Genomic DNA, 26,529 nt, shown 5'->3' with positions numbered 1-26,529 from the left:
AGCATAATAATTAGCACCAAACCCTTATTTTTGAGGTTTACACACCCCTGAGCAGTGTTCAGGGCTTTTTTACACTGGAATTATGACCATTTCTTATAATTGGCTGAAAGAATACATTGATATTCCGGAGACCGCGGAGGACATCGGCAAGGTATTGACGTCTACCGGCCTGGAAGTTGAAAAAGTGGAAGAACATGAGACGGTTAAGGGTGGACTGAAGGGGCTCGTACTGGGAACGGTCCTTACCTGCAGCCGGCATCCGAACGCTGACAAGCTTTCACTGACAACTGTGGATGTAGGCGGTGAGCGACCGTTGTCGATCGTTTGCGGCGCGCCGAATGTGGCAACCGGCCAGAAGGTTGTTGTAGCGGTTCCCGGCACAACGATCTATCCTACTCAAGGAGAACCTTTTACAATCAAACTAGCGAAAATCAGGGGCGAGCAGTCGGAGGGTATGATCTGCGCCGAAGACGAGATCGGTCTGGGAGAAGGCCATGCGGGGATCATCGTGCTGACCAGCCCTGAAGCGTTGTCATTAGCCAACGGCACGTCTGCGGCCCAATACTATAATATCGCATCGGACTATATTTTTGAGATTGGCCTGACGCCTAACCGGGCCGACGCTGCATCTCACTTGGGCGTGGCGCGTGACATCCGCGCTTCGCAGAAGCGTGCCATCCGATGGCCTTCTGTTGATCACTTCACGATCGACAACCAGGATCTCACCATCACGGTATCGGTGGAGGCCGCACAGGCTTGCCCGCGTTATTCGGGTGTGACGCTTACGGGTGTGACGGTGACAGAGTCTCCTACCTGGTTAAAGAACCGTCTGCTTGCCATCGGAATTTCTCCGATCAATAACATTGTCGATATCACCAACTTTGTCTGTCATGAATTGGGGCAACCCATGCATGCTTTTGATGCTGACAAGATCGCCGGAAAAAAGGTCATTGTTAAGACATTGCCAGCCGGCACCAAGTTTACTACGCTGGACAACAAAGAGCGTACGTTGCTGGCTACCGACCTGATGATTTGCAATGCCGAGGAAGGCATGTGTATTGCCGGTGTCTTTGGCGGCGCTACTTCGGGCATCACGGGACAAACTAAAAACATCTTCCTGGAGAGTGCATATTTCTCGCCGGACTCTGTTCGCAAGTCTTCACAGCATCACCAGCTGAAGACCGATGCTTCGTTCCGTTTTGAGCGTGGCACAGATCCTGAGATTACGGTATATGCGCTGAAGCGGGCTGCATTGTTGATCCAGGAAATTGCGGGCGGAAAGGTCTCGTCGGACATTGTCGATGTCTATCCTTCCAGGATCGAGCGTCGTATTATCGTCGTTAAGGACAAGAATGTTGACCGGTTGATTGGCAAGACCATTTCCCGGGAAGAGGCATTTGCCATTCTGGAGGGACTGGACATACAGATTATCGAAAAGCAGGCGGACCACTATACGGTGTCTGTGCCGCCGTACCGTGTGGACGTCTTACAAGAAGCGGATGTCGTAGAAGAGATTCTGCGCATTTATGGCTTCAATAATATACCGCTTTCGGATACAGCCCGCACGGATTTTCTGGCGGAGTTCCCGGTTAAGAGTATAGATAAGTATAAGCGGAGTATGGGCGAAATGCTTGTCGCCAACGGTTTTTATGAGATCTGGACCAATTCGCTTACGAACAAGGCCTACCAGCAGAAGCACCAGCTCAGCTTTACGGGCTCTCCGGTGGAAATTTTGAACAAGCTGAGTGAAGAGCAAGGTGTTTTGCGACAGACGTTATTATTCTCCGGGCTGGAGGTATGCGCTTATAATATCAACCGTCGTCAGCGCGATCTGAAGCTTTATGAGTTTGGAAAGATTTACTATAAAGACGGGGGTAAGTATCAGGAGGTGGACCGTTTGTCGCTGTTTATGACGGGTAACGTGGAGACGGAGAACTGGCGGCATAAGACACAGGCGGTAACATACTATGACTTAGCTCAGCAGGTACAGCATATACTTTCGAAAAGTGGTATTTCGTCGGTACAGCAGGAAAACACAGAAGACCAACTGCTGGAATATGGCTCGAAACTTCTTCGTGGAAACACTGAAATCGGGACACTTGGAAAAGTAAAAACGGCCTTGTTGAAGGATTTCGGCATCAAACAGGAAATATTTTTTGCTGACCTAAACACATCCTTGCTTTTCCAATCGGCAACCCCTAAGTTAGTAATTCAAGAAGTTGCTAAATTCCCTGAGGTGCGACGTGATCTTTCGCTTGTATTGGACAGGCAGGTACATTTCAGTGAGATCAGCAGTCTTGTGATGGCTACCGAGAAGCGGTTGATCAAGGATATTATAGCGTTTGATGTTTATGAGGGTGAGAATCTCCCTGCGGGGAAGAAGGCCTATGCATTAGGGTTTACCCTTTTGGATGAGACGAAGACGCTGACGGATGAAGAGATTGAAAAGACCATGACTCGCCTGATGCAGGCTTTTGAAACGAAGCTTGGGGCGGTTATCCGGAAGTAGAAAAAGGTATATATCCGGAAAGGAGCCGGGCGCTACCAGAACGAACTGTTACAAGAGCCGATGGCGTTGCCAGGGCAAAAGATATTCGCATGGATCAAGAACTCTTAAAGTCTAACCTTTCGGGGCTGGAACGTAAACTTGTAGTGCTCCTGAACGAGCACAAAAACCTGAAGGAGGAACTTAAAAACCTGAAAATCGAAAACCAGGGACTAAAGTCGGCTCTTAAAGCTCGGGACGAGCAGATCAGCAGCTTTCATAATCAACTGAAAATCACTAAAATTGTGGATAATTTGAACCCGGAAGACGGAAGTGTTCTGGAGCTGAAGAAAAAAGTGGACGAATACATTCGCGAGATCGACAAGTGCATCGCTCACTTAAGCAGATAAGGTAAAACCCTGTAAGATTTCTTGATGGAGGAACTTTCTATAAAAATCAAAATAGCCGACCGCGAATATCCGATGAAGGTGAAGCGATCTGATGAAGAGCGGGTAAGACTGGCCGGTAAACTCATCAACGAAAAGCTAAAATCTTACCGGGAGCAATTTGGGATCGACGACAAACAAGATTTGTTGGCTATGGCTGCATTTGACTGTCTTGTCGATAAAATGGCAGCAGAGGAAACGCATCATGTCATCGATAAAACCGTGTTTGAGAAAGTTAGTCATCTCAACCATTTGGTTTCCCAATCCATTCTGTAATCCTTCGTTCCTGATGATCATTTTCTGAGCCAAGGTGGCACTCCGGGCAGTATAAACCCTATTTTTTTATGTCATCCATTGCTATAGCTATTGTTGTCAGCATAGTCGTTACGGCTGTGCTGAGTCTGCTCATTAGTTCCGCGTCGTACAAGCGGAAGCTTAAAAAGAAACAGGAAGAAGCCACAGACAAGTCCGATCTGATTCTGAAAGAGGCCGAAATTGCGGCTGAAAACCTGAAGAAGGACAGAATCCTGGAAGCCAAGGAAAAGATCCTTAAGATGCGTTCGGAGTTTGAAGACGAGGCCAATAAAAAGAAATCCCTTATCATCAGCAACGAGCAAAAGATCAAGCAACGGGAACAGACCCTGAGCAAGGAAATCGAGAATTTGAAGCGTAAAGAGGGCGAGCTTGACGACATCCGGACGGACCTGGCCGCCCAGCTCGAGCATACGAAGAAGCGCAAGGAAGAGCTTGATAAATTCAACCAGCAGAAGATCCAGGTACTGGAGAGTATTTCCAAGCTGACCGCTGAAGAAGCTCGCGAGCAGCTTGTCGCTGCCCTGAAAGACGAAGCCCAGACACGTGCCTCCAGCTTCATTAAGGACATCATGGAGCAGGCGAAACTTTCGGCTACCAAGGAAGCCCGAAAGATCGTTGTCGAGACCATTCAGCGTACTGCTACGGAACACGCTATTGAGAACTGTGTATCCATCTTTAACATCGAGAGCGACGATATCAAAGGAAAGGTTATCGGTCGTGAAGGCCGGAATATCCGCGCGCTGGAAGCGGCTACCGGTGTCGAAATCATCGTAGACGATACACCAGAAGCCATTATCATTTCGGGTTTTGACCCGGTGAGACGGGAGATTGCCCGGTTGTCGTTGCATCGCCTGGTGCAAGACGGTCGTATTCACCCGGCCCGTATCGAGGAGATCGTTACCAAGACTACGAAGAATATTGAAGACGAAATCGTTGAGATCGGCGAGCGCACGGTGATCGACCTGGGCATTCATGGGCTTCACCCGGAGCTGGTGAAGATGGTAGGCCGTATGCGTTTCCGCTCTTCGTACGGTCAGAACCTGCTGCAACACTCGCGTGAGGTAGCTAACCTCTGCGCCATCATGGCCAGTGAACTCGGTTTGAACGTTAAACAAGCGAAGCGTGCTGGTCTGCTTCACGATATTGGCAAGGTATGGCATGAGGAACTTGAAAAGCCGCACGCTATTGTCGGTATGGAGCTTGCCGTGAAATACAAGGAACATCCGGTGGTTTGTAACGCCATTGGTGCTCACCACGACGAAATCGAAATGACCAACATCCTGTCGCCGATCGTACAGGCTTGTGACGCCATCAGCGGTGCGCGACCAGGTGCTCGTCGCGAGGTGATGGAACAATACATCAAACGCCTCAAAGAACTGGAAGAACTGGGGCTGAGCTTCGACGGCGTGGAGAAGTGCTATGCCATCCAGGCCGGCCGTGAGCTGCGTGTGATCGTCGATGCTGAAAAGGCCAGCGATGAGCGCGCCAGTCAGCTTAGCTTTGATATCTCACAAAAAATTGAGCGGGATATGCAGTATCCGGGGCAGGTGAAGGTGACGGTGATTCGCGAGATGCGCAGCGTTTCTTACGCAAAATAAATATACAACCACGTTTTATACAGAAAGGCCCCGCTATGTGCAGGGCCTTTTTATTTAATGCAGCTTGACAAACTATCTGGCGACTATGGAAATTAAACTTACTGAAACGGCAAACAAGGGGGCATTTTACATCGAGCAAGACGGCACCCGCGCGGCCGAGATGACTTTTAGCAAAGCCGGCCCTACCCTCATCATTATCGATCATACGGAAGTGTCGGATGCTCTGCGCGGGAAGAGTGCTGGCAAGCAACTCGTCGCGGCCGCTGTTCAACATGCGCGCGATCATGGCTTAAAGATTCTTCCGCTTTGTCCTTTTGCCAAAAGCGTTTTTGACAAGGTGGCCGAGTACGGAGATGTGCTGGACCAATAGGCTTATTCCATGTGCATGATCACTTCTTTCTCGTCGAACCGGACGTCGTCTTCGCCGACTTCATCGAAGGGATGCTCCAGGTGGTCCTGTATATTGTCGAGGCTTACCAGTATAAAGCTGTATAATACGGGCATGACATATTCGAGGTGTGCCGAGAAATCGTGGAATGTGCTGGCAAAATATGGGCCGTAGACGATGGGAAAGATATAGATAAACACTTTGCTGTAGGCCCGTAGTGTGATGGGGGTGCGGTATACGTGAATGATCCGCAGATTATCAAAGGCGATGATCATTTTACTGATATACTGATTCACGCGCGAGAGTTCCCCTGCCTGCACCCCGTGGTTCTTGAGCTCTCTCATCAGTAAGGACAGGTCTGAGAAATACTGAAAGATTTTCTTCTCGTTTGCGACTATATCTTTGTCGTGTCTTGATGTGAACATCGAGCGCATCAAGACGATCATAGACCCGACGATGATCCGTGTCCGTTGAGGTATATCATTTTGTTTGTCTGTTGTCCAATCGCGCGTAGCAAAGTAGACGGCCAGTGCATGTCCTTTAAAATCCGAGAACCGTTGCAGGGCTGTTTCGCGGCGATTGTAGGCGGAGCCAATCGAAAACACTACCGGAAATACGATTGCTACACCAACCAGCATGTCGGGAAATTTGGCAGTCAGGCCGAGGTGGTAGCATACATAGGTTGAAATGACCGATAATGCGGTTATGATGAGGGTCTTATAGTTGATGATGAGGAAGAAGCTTTTCAGTACCTTTTTCACGTAAGTCTTTTTTTATAAACCACGCGAAGGTAATACCCTCGTTAAAAAGCTAAAAGCCCCAGGTGGGGCTTTTAGCGGGGCTCCAATCGAATCAACTGTATTATTCTTCCAATATTTCAACTTCTACACGTACGTTCTTTTTGGCGTTTGCGCTGCGCTTGTCGTATAGCGGACGTTTTCCTCCCCAAGCTTTGATCTCGATGCGGCTGGCATCGATGCCGTTGGCCACCAGGTATTGTTTGATCACGTCGGCCCTATGGTGCGAAAGGTCTTTGGCCGATCCTGTGCTTTGTTTGGCGCCGTCGAGGGAGAAGAATTTCTTATCGGGACCCATTGTGAGGAGCTTGCCATGGTAGTTTCCATTCGTGTGGCCGTGCAGGCGAATGCGGTAGCGCGAGTTTTCCTGCATGAGCTGCAGCAAGCTGTTAAGCTCATATTTCGACTCGGGCTGCATAATGGCTGCGTCGTTATAGAAGTATACATTGTACAGGGTGGCTATATCTCCGGGATGGTAGCGCACCATGTCAAAGTTGATTACGACGGTGGTGCCCACCAGGTCAATGTATGGCTTGACGGTGTCGGCCAGCGGCAATGGGTAGTTTATCTCCTGTTGTAGCTTACGATATCCAAATATGTCGCAGATTAGTGTTAGCTGGCCGGATTTGCTTTTCGGGTCTGGGAGGTTGAGGTATTCATTTCCTTTCACGCGCGTAATCGGATGGGCACGGTCTGTATCGATCACCTGCACGGTACCATCTACAATACGATCGTTGCGAGCGTTGTACACGCTCAAGAATACTTCGGTGTTTCCGAGGGTCATGACCTTGTATTGCACGATCTCGGGGTTATCGGTTACGACGATACCATCGCCAGGTGTTGTGGGTTCTTGCGGGTTTTCGGAAGGAGTTGTTTCCGGCGTTACCGGCGGCGTCTCTACTACCGGCGTTGTTGTTACTTTCTTACCAGGAGGTTGCAGGGCGGCTATGTCGCCCGGCACGACGCGGATCCAGGCGTCTTTGAAGGCTTCTTGCTTACGTACTGCCGTCATCTCAAGCAAGGATGTGCGCAGGCTTGTATAATATTGGAGGTAGACAAAATATAACCCACGACCTGTGTTAAAACCGTAGGTCGCTTCTTTACCCTGTTGTTTTAGTTGTTGCGTGTAAGCCTGGGCTGCGCTTTCGCGCGTTTTAGCATACGCGCCTACTACGAGGTAATAACCAGGAGCGAGTTCGGGCGTTTGGGAGAAAGCGGTGGATGAGAGGCTTGCAAAGCCAATTATAAGTGCAAGCGCGAATGATTTTCTCATGTAAGAATAAAGACAGTTTCTTATCAATATTATTTAAAAATAATGAATAAAACCGTATCAGGCATGATTAAATGTCACTAAATCGGTCACTTGCGAATGTATGGTTTACTCCATTCGCGTAAAAATCCAAGCCCATAGCCGCTCAGCTGGATTAATGCCGCGGGAACTGCCAGGAAGGCCACCCCCAGATTCTTGTTCTGCCATAATGCATGCAGGAAAATAACGGACAGGTAGAACAACCACCCACCCAGCACGGTATAAAAGAGTATCGGGCTGATCAGCGCCCACAGGGGTAGGCTGAGTGTACCGAGTACAAATATGGCCGGTAGCCAGTGTGTAATTTTAACTTCGCCCGGATGCGCGCGGCCTACCAGGACTCTACCTTTGCCGAAGTTAGAAACCTGATGATAAAATTGGGAGAACGATGTACGGCGTTTGTGGTAGACGTAGGCCTCTGGTATTAGTCCTACCTTATAACCGGCATTTTTCATCCGGATGCTAAATTCTATATCCTCGGCATACCGGTCAAAGTGAAATCCCTGTGTCTGCGTGTATACTTTCCGGGAGATACCCATATTAAAGCTGCGGGGCTGGAACGAGCCGACACGTTTCTTCCCGCCACGGATCCCCCCCGTTGTCCATACCGATGCCATGGTATATCCCATGGCGCGTTGTACAAGGGTGAAGGTTGTATGTGCCTGATCGGGGCCACCCCACGCATCCCAGCCGTAGATAGCCAATGCCTTGTGGACGGCTTCCAGGTAGCCGGGAGGTATAATGCAGTCTGAATCGAATACGATTAGATATTCGCCTGCGGCTTTGGAATAGCCAAAATTCCGGGCTGGACCGGGACCAGCATTCGGCTTAAAAAAGTATTGAATGGATAACTGCTTGCGGTATCTATCTACTATGTCGTCACATCGCACGGAAGATCCATCTTCCACAATCAGTACCTCAAAGTCCTTTACCGTTTGGTGCGTGAGGCTATCCAATAGCTCGCGCACCTCTTCGGGGCGGTTGTAGACCGGAACAATGATGGAATATTTCACGACTCAGTTAACAACCCCTTGAAGCTTGCGTGCTGTTTCTTCTTCCAGGCCCACTTTTTCGATTACAAGGTAATCGCGTTTGGAGAGGGACTGCATTGCGAACATCTCTGCCAAAAATCCTGTTACGAATAGCTGTACGCCAATGACGACTGCCACAAGCGCCAGGTAAAAGAGCGGTTGCTCGGTGATCTCACGTTTCATGGGTACCCGGGAGAAAAAGAGGGAGTTCATTTTATCCCAGAAAAGCTTGGCGGTAAATACGAAACCGATCAGGAACGATACGGTGCCCCATGTGCCAAAAAAGTGCATGGGTTTCTGTCTGAACCGACTTACAAACGTGATGGATAACAGGTCCAGAAAGCCGTTGATAAAGCGCTCCAATCCAAATTTGGTATAGCCAAACTTACGCTCACGGTGCTCTACCACTTTCTCTGTTATCTTCGTGAAGCCAGCCCATTTGGCAATGACCGGAATGTAGCGGTGCATTTCACCGTAGACGTTGATGTTCTTCACTACGGTCGACTGGTAGGCTTTCAGGCCACAGTTGAAGTCGTGCAAACGTATGCCCGAGAGCAAGCCCGTTATGTAGTTGAAGAATTTCGATGGTACTGTTTTGGAGATCGGGTCATGCCGCTTCTTTTTCCAGCCGGAAACGAGGTGATATCCATCGTGGGTGACCATGCGATACAGCTCGGGTATTTCGTCAGGGCTGTCCTGGAGGTCGGCGTCCATGGTGATTACCACCTTTCCGCGCGCTACGCGAAAGCCGGTTTGCAGGGCGGCCGACTTTCCGAAGTTGCGATTAAAACGAATCCCTTTAAACCGCTCGTCGGCGGCGTTCACTTTCAGAATCTGTTGCCAGGTTCCATCGGAACTGCCGTCGTCAATAAAAAAGACCTCGTACCGGAATCCGTGTGCCTGCATGACACGGCTTATCCATTGGCTGAGTTCTGGAATTGATTCCTCTTCGTCTTTGGCGGGCACAATGACCGAAATATCCGGTTGGTTCATGAATTAAAATGTCGGTTCTGGATTCTTTTTATGCGTAAAGATAGTAACAATTAGGCCGAGTAATACGCCAAAGAAAATCCCAAAAAACACGTAAATGGGCCAAAACAGCTTCTTGGTCCACGTGATGGCCATTTCGATCTGTTGGTCGCTCATTTTCTTTTCGCTCATTGCATCCATCTGTTTTTGATAGTAGGTCTCCATCAAGGCAGTGTCTACGAAGTTTGTGTACACGAAGGTGAACAAGCCACCGATGACTACGCCAAATAATGAGATCCAAAAGGCGATTGCGATTCCCTGGCCATAGGTCATAAATCCATCGCCGCCGTCCTTAAATGCTTTGTGTGCCAGGATGAGGATTGCAATACTAAGCGGGATATTTAGGAATGCCATTTTTTGATCGAAGGGGTCTATTCCGACCAAAGAAGTAGTCAAAAAAACAATAACGTGAATCAAGGTCGAAATCAGACCCCATTTCAGTCCTACCGAAAAAGTGCTGGGCTTGGCTACAATGTTTTCCATATCGTTTTTAGGGTTTAGGTTGCCGTCTCAGGATTACCGAAAGAATGATATTCACAAAAAAGCCAATGGCGATACCCTGCGCAAAATACGTTTCCACCAGCTTCCGGATATTAGTCTCGGGGAGGTCGTTCAAATTACGTTCATAGACATCTTTTCCGATCCGTTCGATGTCTTCTTTGGGGAAGGTTTTTAAGTAGTCGGTCATTTGTTTGATGTACTGACTGACAAATTCTCCTTCCCAACTACCGAAGAGTTGCAGGCCCAGCGATGATACCACAGTAGCGATAAGCACAATCAATCCACCGCCGATCATACCCTGCCAAAAGTACAGCACGCCGCCCTGGTAATAATCGCGCAACTCCTTCAAATTGAAAAAGATAAAGATACCAAAGACCATGATGCGAAAATCCAGGAAGGGAGAAACCATGGCGGGGTGTCTTCCCATGTAAAACATGGCCACTAATACGGCGGAGGCCATCACTCCCGCTACGAGGCCATACCGGATTGATAGCTTTAACAGAGGCTGTTTCATACGCTTACCACTCAGTCCTCCGTCCGTTGCCGGTTGTTGTTAAATACTGCTACGACCTTGCCGGTGATTTCTTTTCCAAACCAGGGCGAGTTTTTAGCCTTCGACAGGTTCGTCCGGTCGTCTAATGTCCAGGTCTTATCGGGGTCAAACAGTGTGAGGTTGGCTTTCTCCTCGACCTCGATGCGTGGTATCTCCAGGTTGAGTAATCTCCGGGGGTTTATGGTTACTTTTTCCAGTAATACATCCAGGTCGACTGCTTTGGACAGGGCCACGAGGTTGGCGCCAAAGGTTTGGAGGTTGATCAAGCCGAAGTCGGCCATGTCAAACTCCAGGCTTTTACTTTCTTCTTCGTGGGGCGTATGCCCCGAGCAGAGGACGTCGATAGTACCGTCGCGAAGCCCCTTGATGAGGGCGTCGTTGTCAGCTTTCTCGCGCAGTGGCGGATTGACTTTGTAGTTGGTATCGAAGTCTACCAATGCCGTGTCGTCGAGCAACGGTTGGTATGCTGCCATGTCGCAGCTCACCTGTAATTTCTTTTTGGCGTTTCGTATCAGATCGACCGCTTTTCCTGTCGACAGGCGCGAGAGGTGTAGACGGCCGCCGGCATAGCCTAACAGCTCGAGGCTTTTGCTTACCATGATGTCTTCGGCAATACGCGGCATGCCTTTCAATCCCAGCATGGTGCTTTGAAGGCCTTCGTGCATCTGGCCGAACATATTTAACCAAATATCTTCCGGATGGTCGATGAGGAGGCCGTCAAATTTTTGCAGGTACTGCAGCGACTTCAACAGGATGTCGGTATGCCAGATCGGCTTGAGGCCATCTGTAAAGGCTACTGCTCCAGCCTCGTGGAGGTCGATCATTTCTGTTAGCTCCTCACCTTTGTTATTGCGGGTTACAGACGCCAGTGCGTGTATTTGCACCAGGCGATTGTCGTTACCCCGGGTGATATATGCGACCTCGTTCTTTGATTGGACGGAGGGTACTGTGTTGGGCAGTACGGCTATTTCGGTAAAGCCTCCGGCGGCGGCGGCTTTGGACGCCGACTCGAGATCTTCTTTGTGCTCTAATCCGGGGTCTCCTACGAAGGTGCCGAGATCAAACCACCCGATGGACAGCTTCATTCCTTCGGCTTTAATGACGCGGTCGGCCGAGTAGTTTTTATCGCCTATTTCGACGATACGGCCATTGTTTAGCAATACGTTTTTTTCTTTTTTATGGAAGGATGACTGGGGATCTATAATTTCCGGAGACTGGATTAAGATTTTCATTAATCTCTATTTTAGAAAGCGAATCAAGAGGATCTCCGCCAGTAGAAAGAGTAGCGCTGCCATCAACGCATATTTCCACAACGGCGTGCCCAAATATCGTTCCTTTATTTCGTTGCTAAAAGCGTCGATAGAGGAAGCCTCGAAAATACTGACGTTTTCACCCCCTGCTGCCAGGGCTTTGACCTCCTCGCCTGTATATTGTTCCATCAGGGATTCTGCCTTGTTAACATTGAAGGCGATTAAGCCAACGGTATCCTCTTGAGCCACAATCTTATAAAATCCTTGTTCGACCGAAAAGCCCGGGATGTCGAGGAAGACGTTATCTCCAACGACCCGCTGTCCGGGAATCACCTCTTCTTTTCCTACCAGGCGCACGGGCACGTCGCGGGGAAGACTATCGAGCCGTAGCGGGATGAAGGTCTCGTTCAACGAGTAATATAATCTGCCTTCCTGTTTTTTGCTGCTGGCCGCCAGGCGATACATGACGGGAACGAACAGCGCATGTTGATGAAAGTCTGTGTGATCCCGGTCGAGGCTGCTCGCCAACATGTACAGTTTACCACCCTGGTCAAACATAGACAAGAATGGCTGGTCATTTTTGAATCGCAGAATGGCTGACCGATCGCTCCCCCACTCCCAGACCCGGCTGGCTTTGGGCATGGCCAGTGATACGGATTTTTCTTCAAACACGTTTTCAAAAAAAGGATTCGAAAAGTCCGGGCGATCCAGTTCGACCATTGCTTCCTGGGGAACGGTGTTCAACGCGGGCAATGCCAGCGCATTTTTCCATCCTTCTACTTGCGGTTCCGCACCGGGGGCGATCAGCACTGTTCCTCCGTTTTGCAGGTGGCTGCGCACGGCGCCGACGAGCGAGGGCTCGATGTTATTGAGCCCGTTCATGACTACGAGGTCAGCCTGGTCCAACTCATTGTAATTGAAATTGCCAACTGCAAATCCTTTATAGGCAAATACTTGCTGATTGCCGTATACCTTCTGAACCGCCTCGGAGGCTGTAATGCTTTTAACTTCCACCACCCGAATCTTGTCGGCAAAGTTTAGGGCCAGGTTAAAGGTATTGTCAAAGGTTACCGGGAAGTCGTTGAAGCTAATGACAGCGTTGTGAAGTCCGGACAATCCTGTCGCCAGGTCGAAATTGATCTCGGTCATACCTCCGGCCGGGATGCTCACAGTGGCGGCCCCTGTTTGGACGTTGTTTACCAGCAGCTTGACGTTTACCTGATCGGCTTCTCGTGCACCGTCGTTACGCACGTTTACTTGCAGCACATTTTTCTCGCCACCGGCCGCAAAAGGATTCTCGAGGTATGCCGAATCAACAAAGATATTTGACATGGGTTGAAAACGAATGGGTACCAGGTGCCAGCGGGCTACGGAGTCGAGCGTGTGGTCAATCTTGCCGGCGGTTGATTTCTGAAAGTCTGCGATCCAGAACACTTCCTGGGATTGCCCGGACGTTGCGTCTTGTGTGATTCTTTCGGCAACCTCTTGCATGGACCGCGTTATGGGTGAAAGTCGGAGCTGCGTCAGCAGGTCCTGAATCTCGGCACCGGTCTTAAAGGTATTTGAAAATGGCGCAAAATCGTTGGTTATGAGCTTATAGCGGGTGTCGGGGGGAAACATGGAGACGATGCTGCGCGCCATCTGGGCTGCGGCGTCCAGGCCCCGGGTTTTGTCTTCGAGGCGGGCGGACATGCTTTGCGAGTTATCGAGATAGACCACAATGGCCCGACTATTGGCTAATTGGTCTTTGGCCGGGATGACGGGCTGGCAGAATGTGATGACCAGGAAAAGCAGGAACAACAGTCGTGCTGCCAGGATGAGATAGTGCTTCAGTCTACGGCGCGCGGTGGAGGCTTCCTTTACTTGTCGCAGGAACCGTGTATTGGAAAAATATATACGGGTTGCCCGGCGGAAGTTAAAGAGATGGATGATGATGGGTACAGCAAGTACACCCAATGCCCACAAAAACGAAGGATACAGCAAATTCATCCCCGCAATGTACAATTTTCGATGAACCCGTTGTAGGACGATTGGTCTCAAAAACTGAATCGGGAGACCGAACGGTGATCAACGGGTGGCGGGCGGCGCAAAAAAAGCCTGGCGCTTGGGCCAGGCCTCGGGTTAACCGCTAACGAAGTAACATCTTGCTTTTTTTCGCTTGCTCACTTTCTCTTGCTGCCAAGCATGACCATGTCGTTTACGGTGATCTCGGTGATGTAGCGTTTCTCTCCCTGGGTGTTATCGTACGCGCGGTGTATGAGCTTGCCCTCGATGGCAATTTCATTTCCTTTCTTCACATGCTCGCCCACTACTTCTGCCAACTTTCCCCAAAACACAAGGTTGTGCCATTGCGTCTCTTCAATCTTTTCCCCCTTTTGATTTTTATAGGAGCTATTGGTTGCCATTGAACAAGAGGCCTTAACTCTTCCGCTGTTGAAGGTTTTTACTTCGGGAGCTGATCCTACGTTTCCGATTAGTTGTACACTGTTTCTTAAGTTTCTCATAGCTATATGTATTTATTTTATTGATTACTGGTTGCTTTTGTGTTGGGTCAAAATTGGTGGAAGAAAAATGCCATAATCGTATGATAAACGCTTATATTCGTTTACATTCGTTTGTAGCCGTTTGTAAACGGATTGTTTGTGATTTTGTATGATGTCTGAAAGCTTAACTAAGTCCTGCACGGAGTGCGGGACGGCCATAAGAGGCCGCGTTGATAAGAAGTTTTGTTCTGATCATTGTCGCAGTGCGTATAATAACCGGTTGAACAGTGACGACACGAACTACATGCGCAACGTAAACAATATCCTACGCAAGAACCGGCGTATTCTCATGGACTTGAATCCGGATGGTAAGAATCGGGTTGGCCGGGAGAAACTCGTCAGTCGCGGATTCGACTTCAAGCACTTTACAAGTTTGTATACTACGAAGGAAGGATCGCGGTACATCTATTGCTACGAGCAGGGCTACCTGCAGATTGAAAATGATTATTACTTATTGGTGGTAAAGAAAGAATTTTTGGGGTAATACCGGAGTGGCTGGTTATTGGCTAGCAAGCGCCAGATACCGGTCTGCCTATGCCCTGAGAAAATATACTATACAACTGAACCGCAACTGGTCAGGCATAGACATCAACCCATATCCTTTATCGTCTATTCTACGAAAAACTGTTACCTTTTTCGCTAAACACTTGTCCTTTATCAAAAATAGTCTTTACTTTAATAAGGCTCAAAGTCTACCCAGTCTGGTTTCCTGATGTCCTCTGTCCTACAGGTTGTCGGATGGTAAAAGCATTAGACTTAGCTATAAACATGGTTCGAAGGCCTACCCTTACCAGTTGTATGTACTTCCTTTCGTCATTGAAAGGAGGCAGCTGGTTCCATGGTATCATTGTACGAAACTTATTTCACTCCCTTGTCTTTCCTTGTCGCGCAAGTCCACCGTGGCAAGCGTATGCGCGCACGATAGCCCGGGGGTCGGTACACTTATTGCATCGGCCGACGCAACTTTCTCCTGAACCCTTACCCTATTAATTTCTACATATTATGGCAACAACTAAACAATCTAAACTAAAATTCCTCGCCGGAGAGACCTGGAAGGAATTGAAACTGAAGAAAGGCACAACCACCAAGCGATACGCCGTATCGGATAAAGGACGGATTGTAAGCTTTAAGTCTGAGCTGGAAGATGGCTATATCCTGAAACCGCGCTTAACGCAAGGCTACCCGAGCATTACTATAGGCCGGGAGGATACTCGCCAGAATTACTACATTCATCGGCTTGTCGCAGAATACTTCTGCAAGCAGGGCGGTACGAAGCAGACCTTTGTGATCCACGTCGATCACAAGAAGGAAAACAACAAAGCTTCTAACCTCAAATGGGTGAAGCATGAAGATCAGATCGAACATGCCAAGAAGGATCCCAATGTATTGCTGCGTATGAATCCGGAAGAAGGCCCGAAGCTTACGGCCGACAAGGTAAAGCAGATCAAGGTCGCGCTTTTCAAGTCAAAGAAACAACCCACCCTGAAGGCGCTCGCCAAGAAGTTCCGTGTTTCTGACATGCAGATCCACCGTATCAAGATTGGAGAGAACTGGGGCCACGTAAAGGTTTAAGGCCCGGGGCCTGAAGTTTAAGGTATTGATCCTTAGACTTCAGGTTTCTTCCCACTGCTCTGTTACCCGTCAGCCTTCCTCACCACTGGCTCACCTGCGCCAAACAGCGCTCCCTAACGTTCAGCAGCCTTTCTGACCAGGGCCAAATCCCCGGCAGAAATTCGCCCCCCATTTTTTTGTTTCGTATTAAATCCGATACTTGTAGTAGTACTGAAGTAATCATAACCTTATGGAAAAAATCTATCTCGGTGATGCCGGCCCCAAAGTTTCTCCTGCCGTCTATGGCTTTTACCGATGGCACGACGATGCGGCTACTGAATCTGTGTCTATGGAAAAGATCGTCAGCCTGTGTCTGGAACTGGGTATTAATACATTCGATCATGCCGATACGTACGGTTCTTCCCGTTGCGAGGAGATGTTTGGCCAGTTGATTCGCAAGAAGTCTTTTAAGCGCGAAGACCTGGTGTTGTTCACAAAATGTGGCCTGCGCGTGCCTGGTCCGGACCAGCCGGATGTACGAGTGAAACATTACGACACATCGGCGCAACATATTCAGCGAAGCGTTGAAAATTCGCTGCGCCGGCTCAATACAGATTATATTGATATTTTCCTGCTCGACCACCTGGATCCTATTTCCAATCTGGAGGAGACGGCTATTGCCCTGGAACAACTTCTAAAGTCGGGAAAGGCGCGTAGCATTGGGGTGGCAAACTTCTCTGTGTTCCAACATCAATTACTGGCGTCGTATATGCATACGCCGATCGTAACCCATCATCTGGAGCTGAACTTATTGAACACCTCGGCGCTGGACAACGGCCAAGTCGACTACATCAAGCAACGGTATATGCGTCCGCTGGCGTCGGCACCCGTGGCTAGCGGGCAGATCGTGAGCGGCACGGATGAACGTGCAGTGCGCGTGCGGAAGAAGCTGCAAGAGTTTGCGCAGAAGTATAACGTCGACATTGAGTCTGTCGCTGCGGCCTGGCTGATCAAGTTGGGCGCGTTACCGCTGATTGGTACAAAAGAAGAACAGCGTATTCGCAATATTGCCGATGCCTTTAATATTAACCTCGGCCATCAGGATTGGTACGAGCTGTATATCGCCTCTCGCGGCGAAATCCCGGGCTAGTTTTCCGACTACCCGGTTAGCCGGGCGTCAGGATGAAACAGAGGAATTTGTCGCCAGCCGGAATAACTTTCTTCCGGCTGGCCCGTGAAAGGTATTAAAGCATTACACATGACGAACCTGTTTCACCGCCTGAAAGAACATAACCGACTTTCCATTCTCTTTATTTTCTCGCTCACCACCATTTTGTGCGTAACCCTGGTGGCTCTTCGCGTGCAATACACTACCCGTATTACATTCGTGTTTCTAGTTTGGAATATTTTCCTGGCCCTTATTCCTTATATTATCAGCACCCTGCTGGTATTATACCATCACCGTCTGGGTACTTTTAGCTTTCTGTTATTATTCGCAACCTGGCTGGCATTCTTACCCAACGCGCCCTATATCCTGACAGATTTATTTCACCTTCGACCGCGCCCGGGTGTGCCGTATTGGTACGACCTGGCTTTGATCCTTTTCTTTGCCTGGAATGGGCTGATGCTCGGTTATGCTTCGATTATGGATATACAGTCCGTTTTTGCCACACGCTTCCGTCCCTGGATAGGTTGGTGTGTCGCTGTGGGTACCTTGTTGTTATCGGGCTTTGGAATCTACCTCGGCCGTTATCTGCGTTGGAACAGCTGGGACATTATATCTTCTCCTACACCGCTGCTGCGTGACATTACACAACGTATACTGCACCCCTTCGAGCATCCACACACATAAGGCGTAACGATTATCTTCGCAGCCTTCCTGGTGCTGGGCTATGTGCTATTGGTTCAGTTTGCACAGGTGTACGCACGGAAACCTGCGTCGCGTCCCAATGACTAGTTAAAACGCCCCAGCTTTGTTCCGGGGCGTTTTTATTCTTTAGTCTTCGTCCATTGTCAACTTTTTGTGATACCCGTTGGACAACTCGTTGAACGGCATGTGCACTACAAGCTCCTGGCCTTCGTGCTCGGCGCGGATGCCACTGACGTCAACAAAATACGGGATCGTTTTGCTATACACTACCTGGGGCATTTGTACGACTTTCTCCCGTACGGTGATGGGAATGAGGTAGAATACCGATAGCGTATTGTTATGAACCTCCGCCTGCAGTACTTCTTTTTCCATACCGGGCACTCGCACGTGAAGCTCGCGTCCGTCCGCTTGTTGATGGACGGTCAGGCTTGGTTCGCTGATGCCTCCGTTTATAGTATTCAGAACATCTACCGACGTTAACAGGTCCTGGAAATTGTTCTTTTTCATAATTCATTTCTCCTTCTGCGGAAGGAAGAGTCAATCGGTGTACCAACACGGTTTTTTACGACATCGAGGCAGCCGCACGAGAATCCAGTCAGAAAGAATATGCCTCAAAAAGATTGGAATCGATGATTATTAAACAAGTTCCCGACCGGGACAAAAAAAAGCCTGCCTTTTAGGCAGGCCATTTTGGCGCCTGTTGCCTATTTAAGGCCAGGTGTATGTAGCAACCGCTCCTGGAGATAGTGCTGCGGCAGCTACTTTGCCGTTGTAGCGAATACCAAACCGTTTGACTTCGTTGCTGTCGTTAACTACGATCAGTACTTTCTCGCCTGAAGCATTTAAGAATGCCACGTTATATAGGTCCCCCGTAATGGTCGAGGCTATACGCACAGCCCCTGGACGTACGAACTTCGATGCATGGGCGATGATGTAATAGGATACGTTGCGTGTTACAGCATCCTTGTCGATTGTCAACGCGCCCTGGCACGTCGTACATCCACCGTCGTCGGTGTGAGGCTTAAACTCAGGATCGGCGGCAAGGTTCCATTCCAGCACGTTGCGGCTCCAGTTGCGCGTAGCGCCAATGATCAGGTGTCGGGTGTGCCAGCGGAGATCGTCGCCGAAGGTGCTTTGGGGTGACGTCCATTGTTCGGTGAAGTAGAGATGTTTGTCGGGGTGTGCCTGGTGTACTTCCGAGAGTGCCTCGATTTCACCGAGGTATAAGTGGAAGGCCGACCCGTCGATGTACTTCCTGGCGTCTGCATCGTTCAGCACCTCGATGGGGTAATTGGGATGATCGCAGTTGTGGTCGAAGATCACGATCTTCGTTTTAAGGCCCGCGTTTTCAAATGCCGGGCCAAGGTTGTTCTTCACAAACGTAGCTTGCTCGGCAGACGTCATCAACATGCTGGGGGTGTTCTTCGGATTCTCGGGCTCGTTCTGCAGTGTGATGGCGTCAATTGTTATTCCTTCTGCGGCCATGCCACGTATATACCGGACAAAGTACTCCGCATAGGCTGCGTAAAATTCGGGCTTTAAGCTTCCGCCCTTTGGATGACCATTGGTCTTCATCCAGGCGGGCGCCGACCATGGACTGCCCATAATCTTGATGTCCGGATTGATAGCCAGTATTTGCTTGAGTGCCGGTATGAGGTATTTTTTGTCTTCCTGCAGTGTAAAGCCTGTTAGCTCGGGATCGGTCTTGCCTGCGGGCACGTCGTTGTATGAGAACACATGGTCATCCAGGTCGGAGGCACCGACGCTTACACGCAGGTAACTCACGCCGATGTTGGTGCTGTCCCATCGGAATAGCTCATTGAGCAATGCTTCGCGTGTGGAGGGTGTCAGCGTTTGAATGTGGTAAGCACTTCCTCCGGTTAGGGAGTAGCCGAATCCGTCGATCGTTTGGTACCGTTGTGTCGAGTCTATCCCGATCACGGGTAGGTTCGTAGGCTCTGTGCTAAACGCCAGGGCCTGCTGGTCTTTCGCCAAGAGAGACGATCTGTCGCTGGTGGTTAGGTAGGAATGGATAGACGACGCTTCAACTTCAGATTCCGATGTTGTTTGTTTTTCCTGGTCGTTGCGTTGGCATCCTTGCCACAGCACACTCGTCAGCACTAATGCCAGGCCGAGTTTAATCCCTTTTACGGTTGAGTTCAGTTCTTCTTTCATCTTTATACTTTAAAGAAGAACCCTGATATGCGGGGTTCTTCTTTGTTTTTTTAGTATCCGTCGTTTTGTGTCAGCTTTTCGTTTTTATCACGCTCGTTTTGCGGGATGGGCCAGAGCAAACGGTCTTCGGTTAATTGATATCCCAAGCTATTACCGTTTCCATCGCGGAAGGCATTCATTACCTCAATCGCCTTTCCGGTGCGTTTCAGGTCGTACCAGCGTTGTCCCTCAAAGACAAGTTCTAAGCGGCGTTCCTTTGCAATCGCCTGGACCATGTCAGCATCTGTTGTCGGTATGATGTCGTCGAGGTCTACGCGCGCACGAATTTCATTTACAAGGTCTGCTGCACCTTCCAAATCACCAGCGTCTGTCAATGCTTCGGCTTTCAGCAACATGATGTCGGCCAGTCGGAACAAAATATAGTTTTGTGTACCACTGGTGTTTCTGTATTTATAGGAGTATGGAAAGTTTGTTAGCGGCCAGTAACGGTCAGACCATTTGCCGGTAACATCTGCAAAACGAATGGATGCGTTTTTACGGATCTCATCGCCTTCAGCATCAAATGCTGCTACCAGGTCGTTGGTGGGAGTATTGAATTTCTTCCAGTCGATGCCATAGAACATTCCTGCCCCCCAGTTGCCTGTGCCAGCATCCCATCCGTCGTACGTGATTTCAAAGATTGCTTCTGAAGAATTCTCCTGTGTTCCGTCCCACAATTGATCGAACTCGGGTAACAGCTCGAACCCGGCTGCCAATACGGCATCGGCGTGCTCGTTAACCTTTGCCCAGTCGTGCGGCTCTACGGTTGCGTATACTTTAGCCAGTAGAAAATGTGCTGTGCTTTTCGTCACAACGTTTTTGTTTGCCGCAGCAGCCCGTGTATTGGCGACGGCAAGTTCCAGGTCCTTGATTATCTGCTGGTATATTTCAGCCTGCGGTGTACGAGACAAGTATATTTTGGTTTCATCGTCCACATCCCATTCGGTTATTTCATGCACCAGCAGCGGTATATCGCCGTATTGACGAACCAACTCAAAGTACATGTACGCCCGCACAAATGCCGCTTCGCCTTTGATTTCGGCTCTTCTTGTTTCCGTCAGGGCTGCATCCGCAACAGAATCGATGTGATCTAACACCGTGTTGGCTTTGGCGATTGTACCGTACAGGTAACGCCAGTCACGAAGCACGTTATTATTCACCGATTCAATAGCATATTCATCGATCTGAAAATTATTGGGATTGTCAGCGCCGGCATACGCATTGTCGGCTTGCGCATCGCCATTTACGTAATAATCCAATTGGAAGTATTCGTTTCTAAAATCGCCATAACAGCCTGCCAGGATCGCTTCCGCCTGACTTGCCGTTGTGAATCCAGTTGATTTGCCGTCATTTCCAAGATCCTCGTTCGTTAACTTAGAAAGTGGGTCTCTGTCCAAAAAATCATCGCACCCCAATAAAAATGCACCAACCAACAAAATGGCGCCTATATAATTGTATGTTTTTACCTTTCTCATCGCTCGTCTGTTTAGAATGAAACATTTACGCCCAGAATGATTGTTCTCGATTGCGGATAGGTTCCGTAGTCGATGCCAATCTCGGTTCCTTTTCCTCCCGCAACAGAATATGCGTTCACTTCAGGATCGTAGCCGGAATAGTTTGTCCATGTCAGCAAATTTTGCCCGGTGGCATATACCGAGAGTTTATTGATACCCAGTTTCTCCAGCGGACTGGCATTTACATTGTACGAAAGCGTTACGCTCTTCACCCGGAGATAAGAACCGTCTTCAACGAATCGCGTTGAGTTACGAATACTACCGGTACCAATGCCTGCGCGCGGTATGTCGGTATTCCGATTGTTCTCGGTCCACCGGTTCAACACCACTGTTGATTGGTTCTTGGTGTCATACATGCCTTCCAATTCCATACGAGTGGCGTTGTAGATATCGTTTCCTTGCGATCCTTGCAGGAATATATTGACATCAAATCGCTTGTAGGAAAGGTTATTTGTCAACCCGAAGATGAAGTTCGGCTGCGCGTTTCCAATCACAGTACGATCGGCGTCATTCAGGCCGTTACCTGTAAAGTCGTGGTATAGCGGATTTCCGTTTTCAGGATCAACCCCTTCATAGATGTATCCAAAGAAAGTACCCAACGAGCTACCTTCCGTCATTCTCGCAAGGTTTTGATCGCCGTTGCTGTACATTGGAGCGGAATAGTAGACTTTGTTCAACGTCAATTCAGTCACCTTATTTCGGTTGAACGATATATTGAAGTCCGTGGTCCACCGCAGTTCGCTTTCGGTATTGATTGACGATAGGGCCAACTCCAGTCCTTTGTTTTCCATTTTACCAGCATTTTTGCGAGCAAATGCGAAACCTGTATATTCATTAAATCCAACGTCGAGCAGCAAGCCATCTGTTTTTTTCAGGTAGGCGTCGAACGTAAATGTCAATCGCGAGTTTAGCACGGAAAGATCAACGCCGATGTTTGTCTGGGTCGTTTCTTCCCAGGTGATGGCGGGGCCACCCAATACATTTTCTTTGATAATCTCCGGACCTTGTCCCAGTTCAGATCTGCGTCTGAAGCCCGCTTGAGTATACGGGGCATAGGTGTTAATATTCTCCTGATTACCGTTCCTACCCCATCCAGCGCGTAGCTTTAAGTCGTTGATAGCAGCGACGCCTTGCATGAACGGCTCAGCCGAAATTCTCCACCCTGCCGAAAACGAAGGAAATGTGCCCCATTGACTACCGGCTGCAAATCGCGATGATCCATCCCGTCGCAACGTAGCCGCAAAAAGATACTTTCCATCGTAGTCATAGTTCACACGTGCCAGTAACGATGCTATAGCCCAGTCGGTCGCCTCTGTGAAAGCGTTGACAATTTGGTTTGCGGCATTTAATGTTTGGACGCCGCTTACGTTGGGAAAGTCTTTTGCTTCGATATAGGTACGTTCCCACGTAGACTCTTGCGCTGTCATGCCCGCCAGTACATTGACATTGTGTACGCCAAACGATTTTACATAGTTGAATGTATTCTCGCTCAACCAGGAAAAGGTTGTAGATTGATCGGTACGTCCGATACCATGGTTGGATGGATCCCGACCAAATACTGTTCTGAATGGATCGAGGTAATAATCATTGCGGTGAATGGTATAGTCCACCCCGAAATTAGTCCGGAAGGAAAGCCCTTCGAGAATCTTCACTTCGGCATTAAAATTTCCAATGAGACGATCATCGGTTGTGCCTTCATCAGCCCCTTCCATGAAGGCTACAGGGTTCTCCCAGGAAGGTTGAAACGGGTTGGGCGCAAATTGCCCGCTGCCGTCGGGATTGTACGTCGTCAGAAAAGGAGGTGTTGTTAGCGCACTTAAGATTACACCTCCCCGACCTCCAGCTTTGTTATCTTCGGTGTTCTTATACTCGGAACGCACGAAGTTAAAGTTGGTACCGAACTTCAGCCATTCTTTTACCTGGTTGTCAAGATTCAGGCGCAGTGTATAGCGGTCGTACGCCGACGGGTTTATGATACCTTTGTTTTTGAGATATCCGCCGGATACATAGTACTGGTTTTTGTCAGTACCTCCAGCGTAAGAAAGCTGGTAGTTTTGAAATGAACCGGTTCTGTAGGTTTCGTCCTGCCAGTTTGTGTTTTGAGTAATGGCCGGGTCGACTACGGTGTTGTTAATTTCGCTCATCAAGTCACGATACTGCTCGGTATTCAACACGTCCAGTTTCTTTGTGACCTCCGTGACCCCTACGTTGGCGAGGAACTGAAGCACTGGGGCGTTGGCTTTACCGCGCTTTGTTGTGATCAGTACCACACCGTTGGCCGCACGTGCACCATAGATTGCTGCCGATGAAGCGTCTTTCAGCACGCTCATGCTTTCGATATCATTGGCGTTGATGCCGCGAATGTCGGTTGTCGGTACACCATCCACGACGTACAGCGGCTCATTGCCGGCCTGTACAGACGTGGCTCCGCGCACACGAATGGAGATCTCACCGCCCGGCTTACCGGATGTTTGCGTGACCTGGACACCTGCCGCCTTACCCTGTAATGCTTCTGCAGCGGAGGTCAGGGGACGGTCTTTGATGGAGGTCTGGTCTACGATGGCCACCGACGTAGTCAGGTCTTTTTTCTTCTGGGTTCCATACCCTACTACAACAACCTGTTCCAGGGTGGTTAGGTCTTCTTCCATTTTCACATCGACGACTGACCGATTGTCAATGGGAATCTCTAAAATTTGGTAGCCGATGAACGAAAAGACCAGCGTTCCTTCGGTGGCGTCAAGCTTGTAGTTGCCGTCACCATCTGTGATGGTACCAGTAGATGTACCCTTCAGCACGACGTTTACGCCGGGCAGCGACTGCCCGTCTGGTGAAGTAACTTTCCCAGAGATGCTGCCATCTTGAGCCCATAGGGCCGCGGATAGCAGCATGCTCCATAGCAGGAGTAAACCTCTTTTCATAGTGTTTGAGTTTGGTTGATTGTGAACCAAATGTAGAGGAGTGTTTTCTAATCGCGATACAACTTACTGAAATGTAGATAGTTACAAAAAATGATACGCTTCAGTCGCAAGTTAAAAATGCCCTTTTGACACAATTTGATGGCATTGCGCCTGGAACCGAGAAGTGGTGCTGATACGCCAGGAAAAGCGCAATCGTTTACGGCAAGCCCAGAGGTAAAAAAAAGAATATCAATCGATTACGATTTCGAACGCAGTACCCGGATTTATTTTTCGGAATTGCTAACTCGTTATTATTCAGCGCAATAAATTCATTTGTCTTCCTCTACTAAAATGGAATTCCACCCTTCGCGCAGGTGTAGGCCACCATGGCGGCGTCTTTCCTTCATGGTTTTCTTGATGCGTGAGCTATAGGTCCAGCAGGTGCTTTGACGGATGCCCAGGATCTCGGAGAGCTTATGAGAGGATATATTTCCCTGCGAGCTGTAGACCAGGAAGATCATATAAAACGCCTTGTTAATGGGCAGGCGGGTGTTCTGTAATACGGTGTAGGCGGTTACGGATTCGTCGTACCCACATTTGGAACAGCGGCGGCTGTAGGGGCTTTTGCCGGCACTGTATTGGGTATGGCCACATTTGCGGCAAGCGTAGTCGTGATGCCATTTTATATCCGCGAGGAACTTCAGGCAACTGTCATCATCGGGGTACATCGCGCTGAATTCCTCAAAGTCGACTTCTTTGGACATGATGCGGGCTTCTTTGACTTCTGCCACGTCATGTTTTAGCTGGTCGTTGTCACGGGCCAGCAGTGTGTTCATCGCAGCGATTGCCTCCGCTTGCCGGGCCAGCCGGACGTTGGCTTCCTCCAGGCGGTGGTTCTGCTCTTCGATGAGCTCGGTCTTTTGTACCAGTTGGGCCGTTTTCATCCGCACTTGTTCTTCCAGTTCCTGATTCAAGCCGTCTTTCAGGCGTTGGTTCTCATGTAGTTGTTCAATGGTCTTCTCCTGCGCTTCGGCCTTTTCGATGCGGAGCAACCGGATTTTGTCGCTAATCGCAAATGACAGGAAGAGCATTTCCATGATAAAGCAGAAGCCCAGGCTATAGTGTGAGAGCTGTCCAAAGGGCATCCACTCAAAGTCAAAATACAGCGACACTTTACTTACTACACCAAACAGCAAGATGCTATAACCTATTACTAAAAACCGGGCGGCTGAATACCCTTTGGCCCAACGGTATGCCCCGGCATAGAAGGCTGCGGCGAACGGCACAATCTCAATAAACCGAACGGCAAACCATTCGCGTACGACAAACAGGCTTATTAAGAGAAAGATCGTTCTGAAAACAAAGGCTCCCAGGATAAGCTTATACAATCCTGGTGCTTCTTTCCGGAGGGTTAGTACCGAGGCGGCAAAAAAGAGCGCAAAGGTTGAGGCCAGGTATAGGGCTATGCCCGGTGCGTATTGGTTCCAGGTGATGGCCCGGGGCCATATATATTGAAAGGCTATGCCGTCGGCGCTCATTTCGTATACCCCGATGCCTACCAGGTACAGCATGTAGAGCAGGTAGTGGCTTTCGCGCACGGCGGCATACATCAGCAGGTTATAGAAAGAGAAGACCAGGATCATGCCGTAGAATATGCCGAAGAAGAAGTATTCGTCAGTGGCATATTCAAACAGGTAGTCTGTTGAGCGGAGTACAACGATCGCTTCGGCCTGCTGTGCAGAACGAAGCCGGAAGTAATACGTTACTTCACCGTCTACGTCATTGGCAATGGGGACGACAAAATTTTTATGTTTTAGCGGGCGGGCCGAGAACTCCTGATGGTCCCCGTAACTATGGCGTACATATTCTCCATCTGCTGTCGGGATAAAGAACTCGATGCTGTCGATTGTCTGATCAAAGAATTCAATCACCCAACGTGTTTCCAGCGTGGGGTCGAGTCTTACTTTTACCCGGTGCCAGTAGGCGGCATTGCGGTGTTTGTTCTCGGGATTAAACGTTACACTGGGGTTGAAATGAATATTCCAGGCAGGGCTGCTTACCTCTTTAATGGTAAGCTTACCGGAAAGGTCTTCCAGGTATTGAATCTCCTGAAAGGAAAATATGTGTTGCCCCGATACGCTCTCCAGCGCAACAGCAGGTTGGGCCAGGCTGGCGTAGCACACGCTCCAACAGATGGCAAGGGCAATTAACTTCTTCATGTTTCCCCACGGGCTTTTC

Annotated in this window: 23 protein-coding genes; 9 read left to right on the top strand and 14 right to left on the bottom strand. The window is 49.3% G+C overall.

Annotated features, from left to right (window positions below):
* The first annotated feature begins 82 nt into the window (after positions 1-82).
* The 5 genes from pheT (at position 83) to KK062_RS21845 (ending at position 5,214) form a co-directional block, all read left to right on the top strand.
* Complete coding sequence (gene pheT / locus KK062_RS21865) at positions 83-2,509, top strand: phenylalanine--tRNA ligase subunit beta (RefSeq protein ID WP_254086485.1); 2,427 nt, start codon at positions 83-85, stop codon at positions 2,507-2,509.
* An 89-nt stretch (positions 2,510-2,598) separates the two neighbouring features.
* Positions 2,599-2,895: a hypothetical protein gene (locus KK062_RS21860; protein ID WP_254086484.1), complete on the top strand. Its 297-nt coding sequence runs from the start codon at positions 2,599-2,601 to the stop codon at positions 2,893-2,895.
* 24 nt (positions 2,896-2,919) lie between these two features.
* Positions 2,920-3,207, top strand: a complete 288-nt coding sequence (locus tag KK062_RS21855; RefSeq protein WP_254086483.1) for a cell division protein ZapA — start codon at positions 2,920-2,922, stop codon at positions 3,205-3,207.
* 68 nt (positions 3,208-3,275) lie between these two features.
* Positions 3,276-4,844 carry a ribonuclease Y gene (gene rny / locus KK062_RS21850; RefSeq protein WP_254086482.1) on the top strand — a complete coding sequence of 523 codons (1,569 nt, stop codon included), beginning with the start codon at positions 3,276-3,278 and terminating at the stop codon, positions 4,842-4,844.
* Positions 4,845-4,929: 85 nt separating this feature from the next.
* Positions 4,930-5,214, top strand: coding sequence for a GNAT family N-acetyltransferase (locus tag KK062_RS21845; RefSeq protein WP_254086481.1), 285 nt, complete (start codon positions 4,930-4,932; stop codon positions 5,212-5,214).
* A gap of 2 nt (positions 5,215-5,216) precedes the next feature.
* Here the strand turns inward: KK062_RS21845 and KK062_RS21840 are convergent, their stop codons facing one another.
* From KK062_RS21840 to KK062_RS21800, 9 genes are all read right to left on the bottom strand, one after another.
* On the bottom strand, positions 5,217-5,993 hold the full coding sequence (locus KK062_RS21840) for a hypothetical protein (protein ID WP_254086480.1): 777 nt from the start codon (positions 5,991-5,993) through the stop codon (positions 5,217-5,219).
* Positions 5,994-6,093: 100 nt separating this feature from the next.
* Positions 6,094-7,302, bottom strand: a complete 1,209-nt coding sequence (locus tag KK062_RS21835) for an OmpA family protein (protein WP_254086479.1) — start codon at positions 7,300-7,302, stop codon at positions 6,094-6,096.
* Positions 7,303-7,388: 86 nt separating this feature from the next.
* On the bottom strand, positions 7,389-8,351 hold the full coding sequence (locus KK062_RS21830; RefSeq protein ID WP_254086478.1) for a glycosyltransferase family 2 protein: 963 nt from the start codon (positions 8,349-8,351) through the stop codon (positions 7,389-7,391).
* Positions 8,352-8,354: 3 nt separating this feature from the next.
* Positions 8,355-9,362, bottom strand: coding sequence for a glycosyltransferase family 2 protein (locus KK062_RS21825; RefSeq protein ID WP_254086477.1), 1,008 nt, complete (start codon positions 9,360-9,362; stop codon positions 8,355-8,357).
* A 3-nt stretch (positions 9,363-9,365) separates the two neighbouring features.
* Positions 9,366-9,881, bottom strand: a complete 516-nt coding sequence (locus KK062_RS21820) for a DUF4199 domain-containing protein (protein WP_254086476.1) — start codon at positions 9,879-9,881, stop codon at positions 9,366-9,368.
* Positions 9,882-9,888: 7 nt separating this feature from the next.
* Positions 9,889-10,413, bottom strand: coding sequence for a DUF4199 domain-containing protein (locus KK062_RS21815; RefSeq protein ID WP_254086475.1), 525 nt, complete (start codon positions 10,411-10,413; stop codon positions 9,889-9,891).
* A gap of 11 nt (positions 10,414-10,424) precedes the next feature.
* Positions 10,425-11,684, bottom strand: a complete 1,260-nt coding sequence (locus KK062_RS21810; protein ID WP_254086474.1) for a dihydroorotase — start codon at positions 11,682-11,684, stop codon at positions 10,425-10,427.
* 6 nt (positions 11,685-11,690) lie between these two features.
* Positions 11,691-13,691, bottom strand: a complete 2,001-nt coding sequence (locus KK062_RS21805; protein WP_254086473.1) for a BatA domain-containing protein — start codon at positions 13,689-13,691, stop codon at positions 11,691-11,693.
* A gap of 173 nt (positions 13,692-13,864) precedes the next feature.
* Positions 13,865-14,206, bottom strand: coding sequence for a single-stranded DNA-binding protein (locus KK062_RS21800; RefSeq protein ID WP_254086472.1), 342 nt, complete (start codon positions 14,204-14,206; stop codon positions 13,865-13,867).
* A 259-nt stretch (positions 14,207-14,465) separates the two neighbouring features.
* Between KK062_RS21800 and KK062_RS21790 the strand changes: the two genes are divergently transcribed.
* From KK062_RS21790 to KK062_RS21775, 4 genes are all read left to right on the top strand, one after another.
* Positions 14,466-14,729 (top strand): hypothetical protein, encoded by a 264-nt coding sequence (locus tag KK062_RS21790; RefSeq protein ID WP_254086527.1) that lies wholly within the window; start codon positions 14,466-14,468, stop codon positions 14,727-14,729.
* Positions 14,730-15,247: 518 nt separating this feature from the next.
* Complete coding sequence (locus tag KK062_RS21785) at positions 15,248-15,817, top strand: NUMOD4 domain-containing protein (RefSeq protein WP_254086471.1); 570 nt, start codon at positions 15,248-15,250, stop codon at positions 15,815-15,817.
* A gap of 229 nt (positions 15,818-16,046) precedes the next feature.
* A complete protein-coding gene (locus KK062_RS21780) occupies positions 16,047-16,946 on the top strand; it encodes an aldo/keto reductase (protein WP_254086470.1) in 900 nt (299 codons plus the stop codon).
* A gap of 108 nt (positions 16,947-17,054) precedes the next feature.
* The gene (locus KK062_RS21775; RefSeq protein WP_254086469.1) at positions 17,055-17,648 is read left to right on the top strand and encodes a DUF1361 domain-containing protein; all 594 of its coding nucleotides are present in this window, start codon (positions 17,055-17,057) and stop codon (positions 17,646-17,648) included.
* Between the two features lie 144 nt (positions 17,649-17,792).
* On the opposite strand, the gene KK062_RS21770 is transcribed toward KK062_RS21775, so the two are convergent.
* From KK062_RS21770 to KK062_RS21750, 5 genes are all read right to left on the bottom strand, one after another.
* On the bottom strand, positions 17,793-18,173 hold the full coding sequence (locus tag KK062_RS21770) for a hypothetical protein (protein ID WP_254086468.1): 381 nt from the start codon (positions 18,171-18,173) through the stop codon (positions 17,793-17,795).
* A 201-nt stretch (positions 18,174-18,374) separates the two neighbouring features.
* The gene (locus KK062_RS21765) at positions 18,375-19,841 is read right to left on the bottom strand and encodes a glycoside hydrolase family 30 protein (RefSeq protein ID WP_254086467.1); all 1,467 of its coding nucleotides are present in this window, start codon (positions 19,839-19,841) and stop codon (positions 18,375-18,377) included.
* Positions 19,842-19,891: 50 nt separating this feature from the next.
* Entirely contained in the window at positions 19,892-21,355 is a 1,464-nt protein-coding gene (locus KK062_RS21760) for a RagB/SusD family nutrient uptake outer membrane protein (RefSeq protein ID WP_254086466.1), read from the bottom strand.
* An 11-nt stretch (positions 21,356-21,366) separates the two neighbouring features.
* Entirely contained in the window at positions 21,367-24,312 is a 2,946-nt protein-coding gene (locus KK062_RS21755) for a SusC/RagA family TonB-linked outer membrane protein (RefSeq protein WP_254086465.1), read from the bottom strand.
* A gap of 308 nt (positions 24,313-24,620) precedes the next feature.
* Positions 24,621-26,510, bottom strand: a complete 1,890-nt coding sequence (locus tag KK062_RS21750; RefSeq protein ID WP_254086464.1) for a 7TM diverse intracellular signaling domain-containing protein — start codon at positions 26,508-26,510, stop codon at positions 24,621-24,623.
* Between the last annotated feature and the right edge of the window lie 19 nt (positions 26,511-26,529).

This window comes from Dawidia cretensis (genome assembly GCF_018598175.1).
Taxonomy (GTDB): domain Bacteria; phylum Bacteroidota; class Bacteroidia; order Cytophagales; family Cyclobacteriaceae; genus Ohtaekwangia; species Ohtaekwangia cretensis.
Note: the sequence above shows the minus strand (reverse complement) of the source record. Positions and strands in the feature narration are given on the sequence as shown.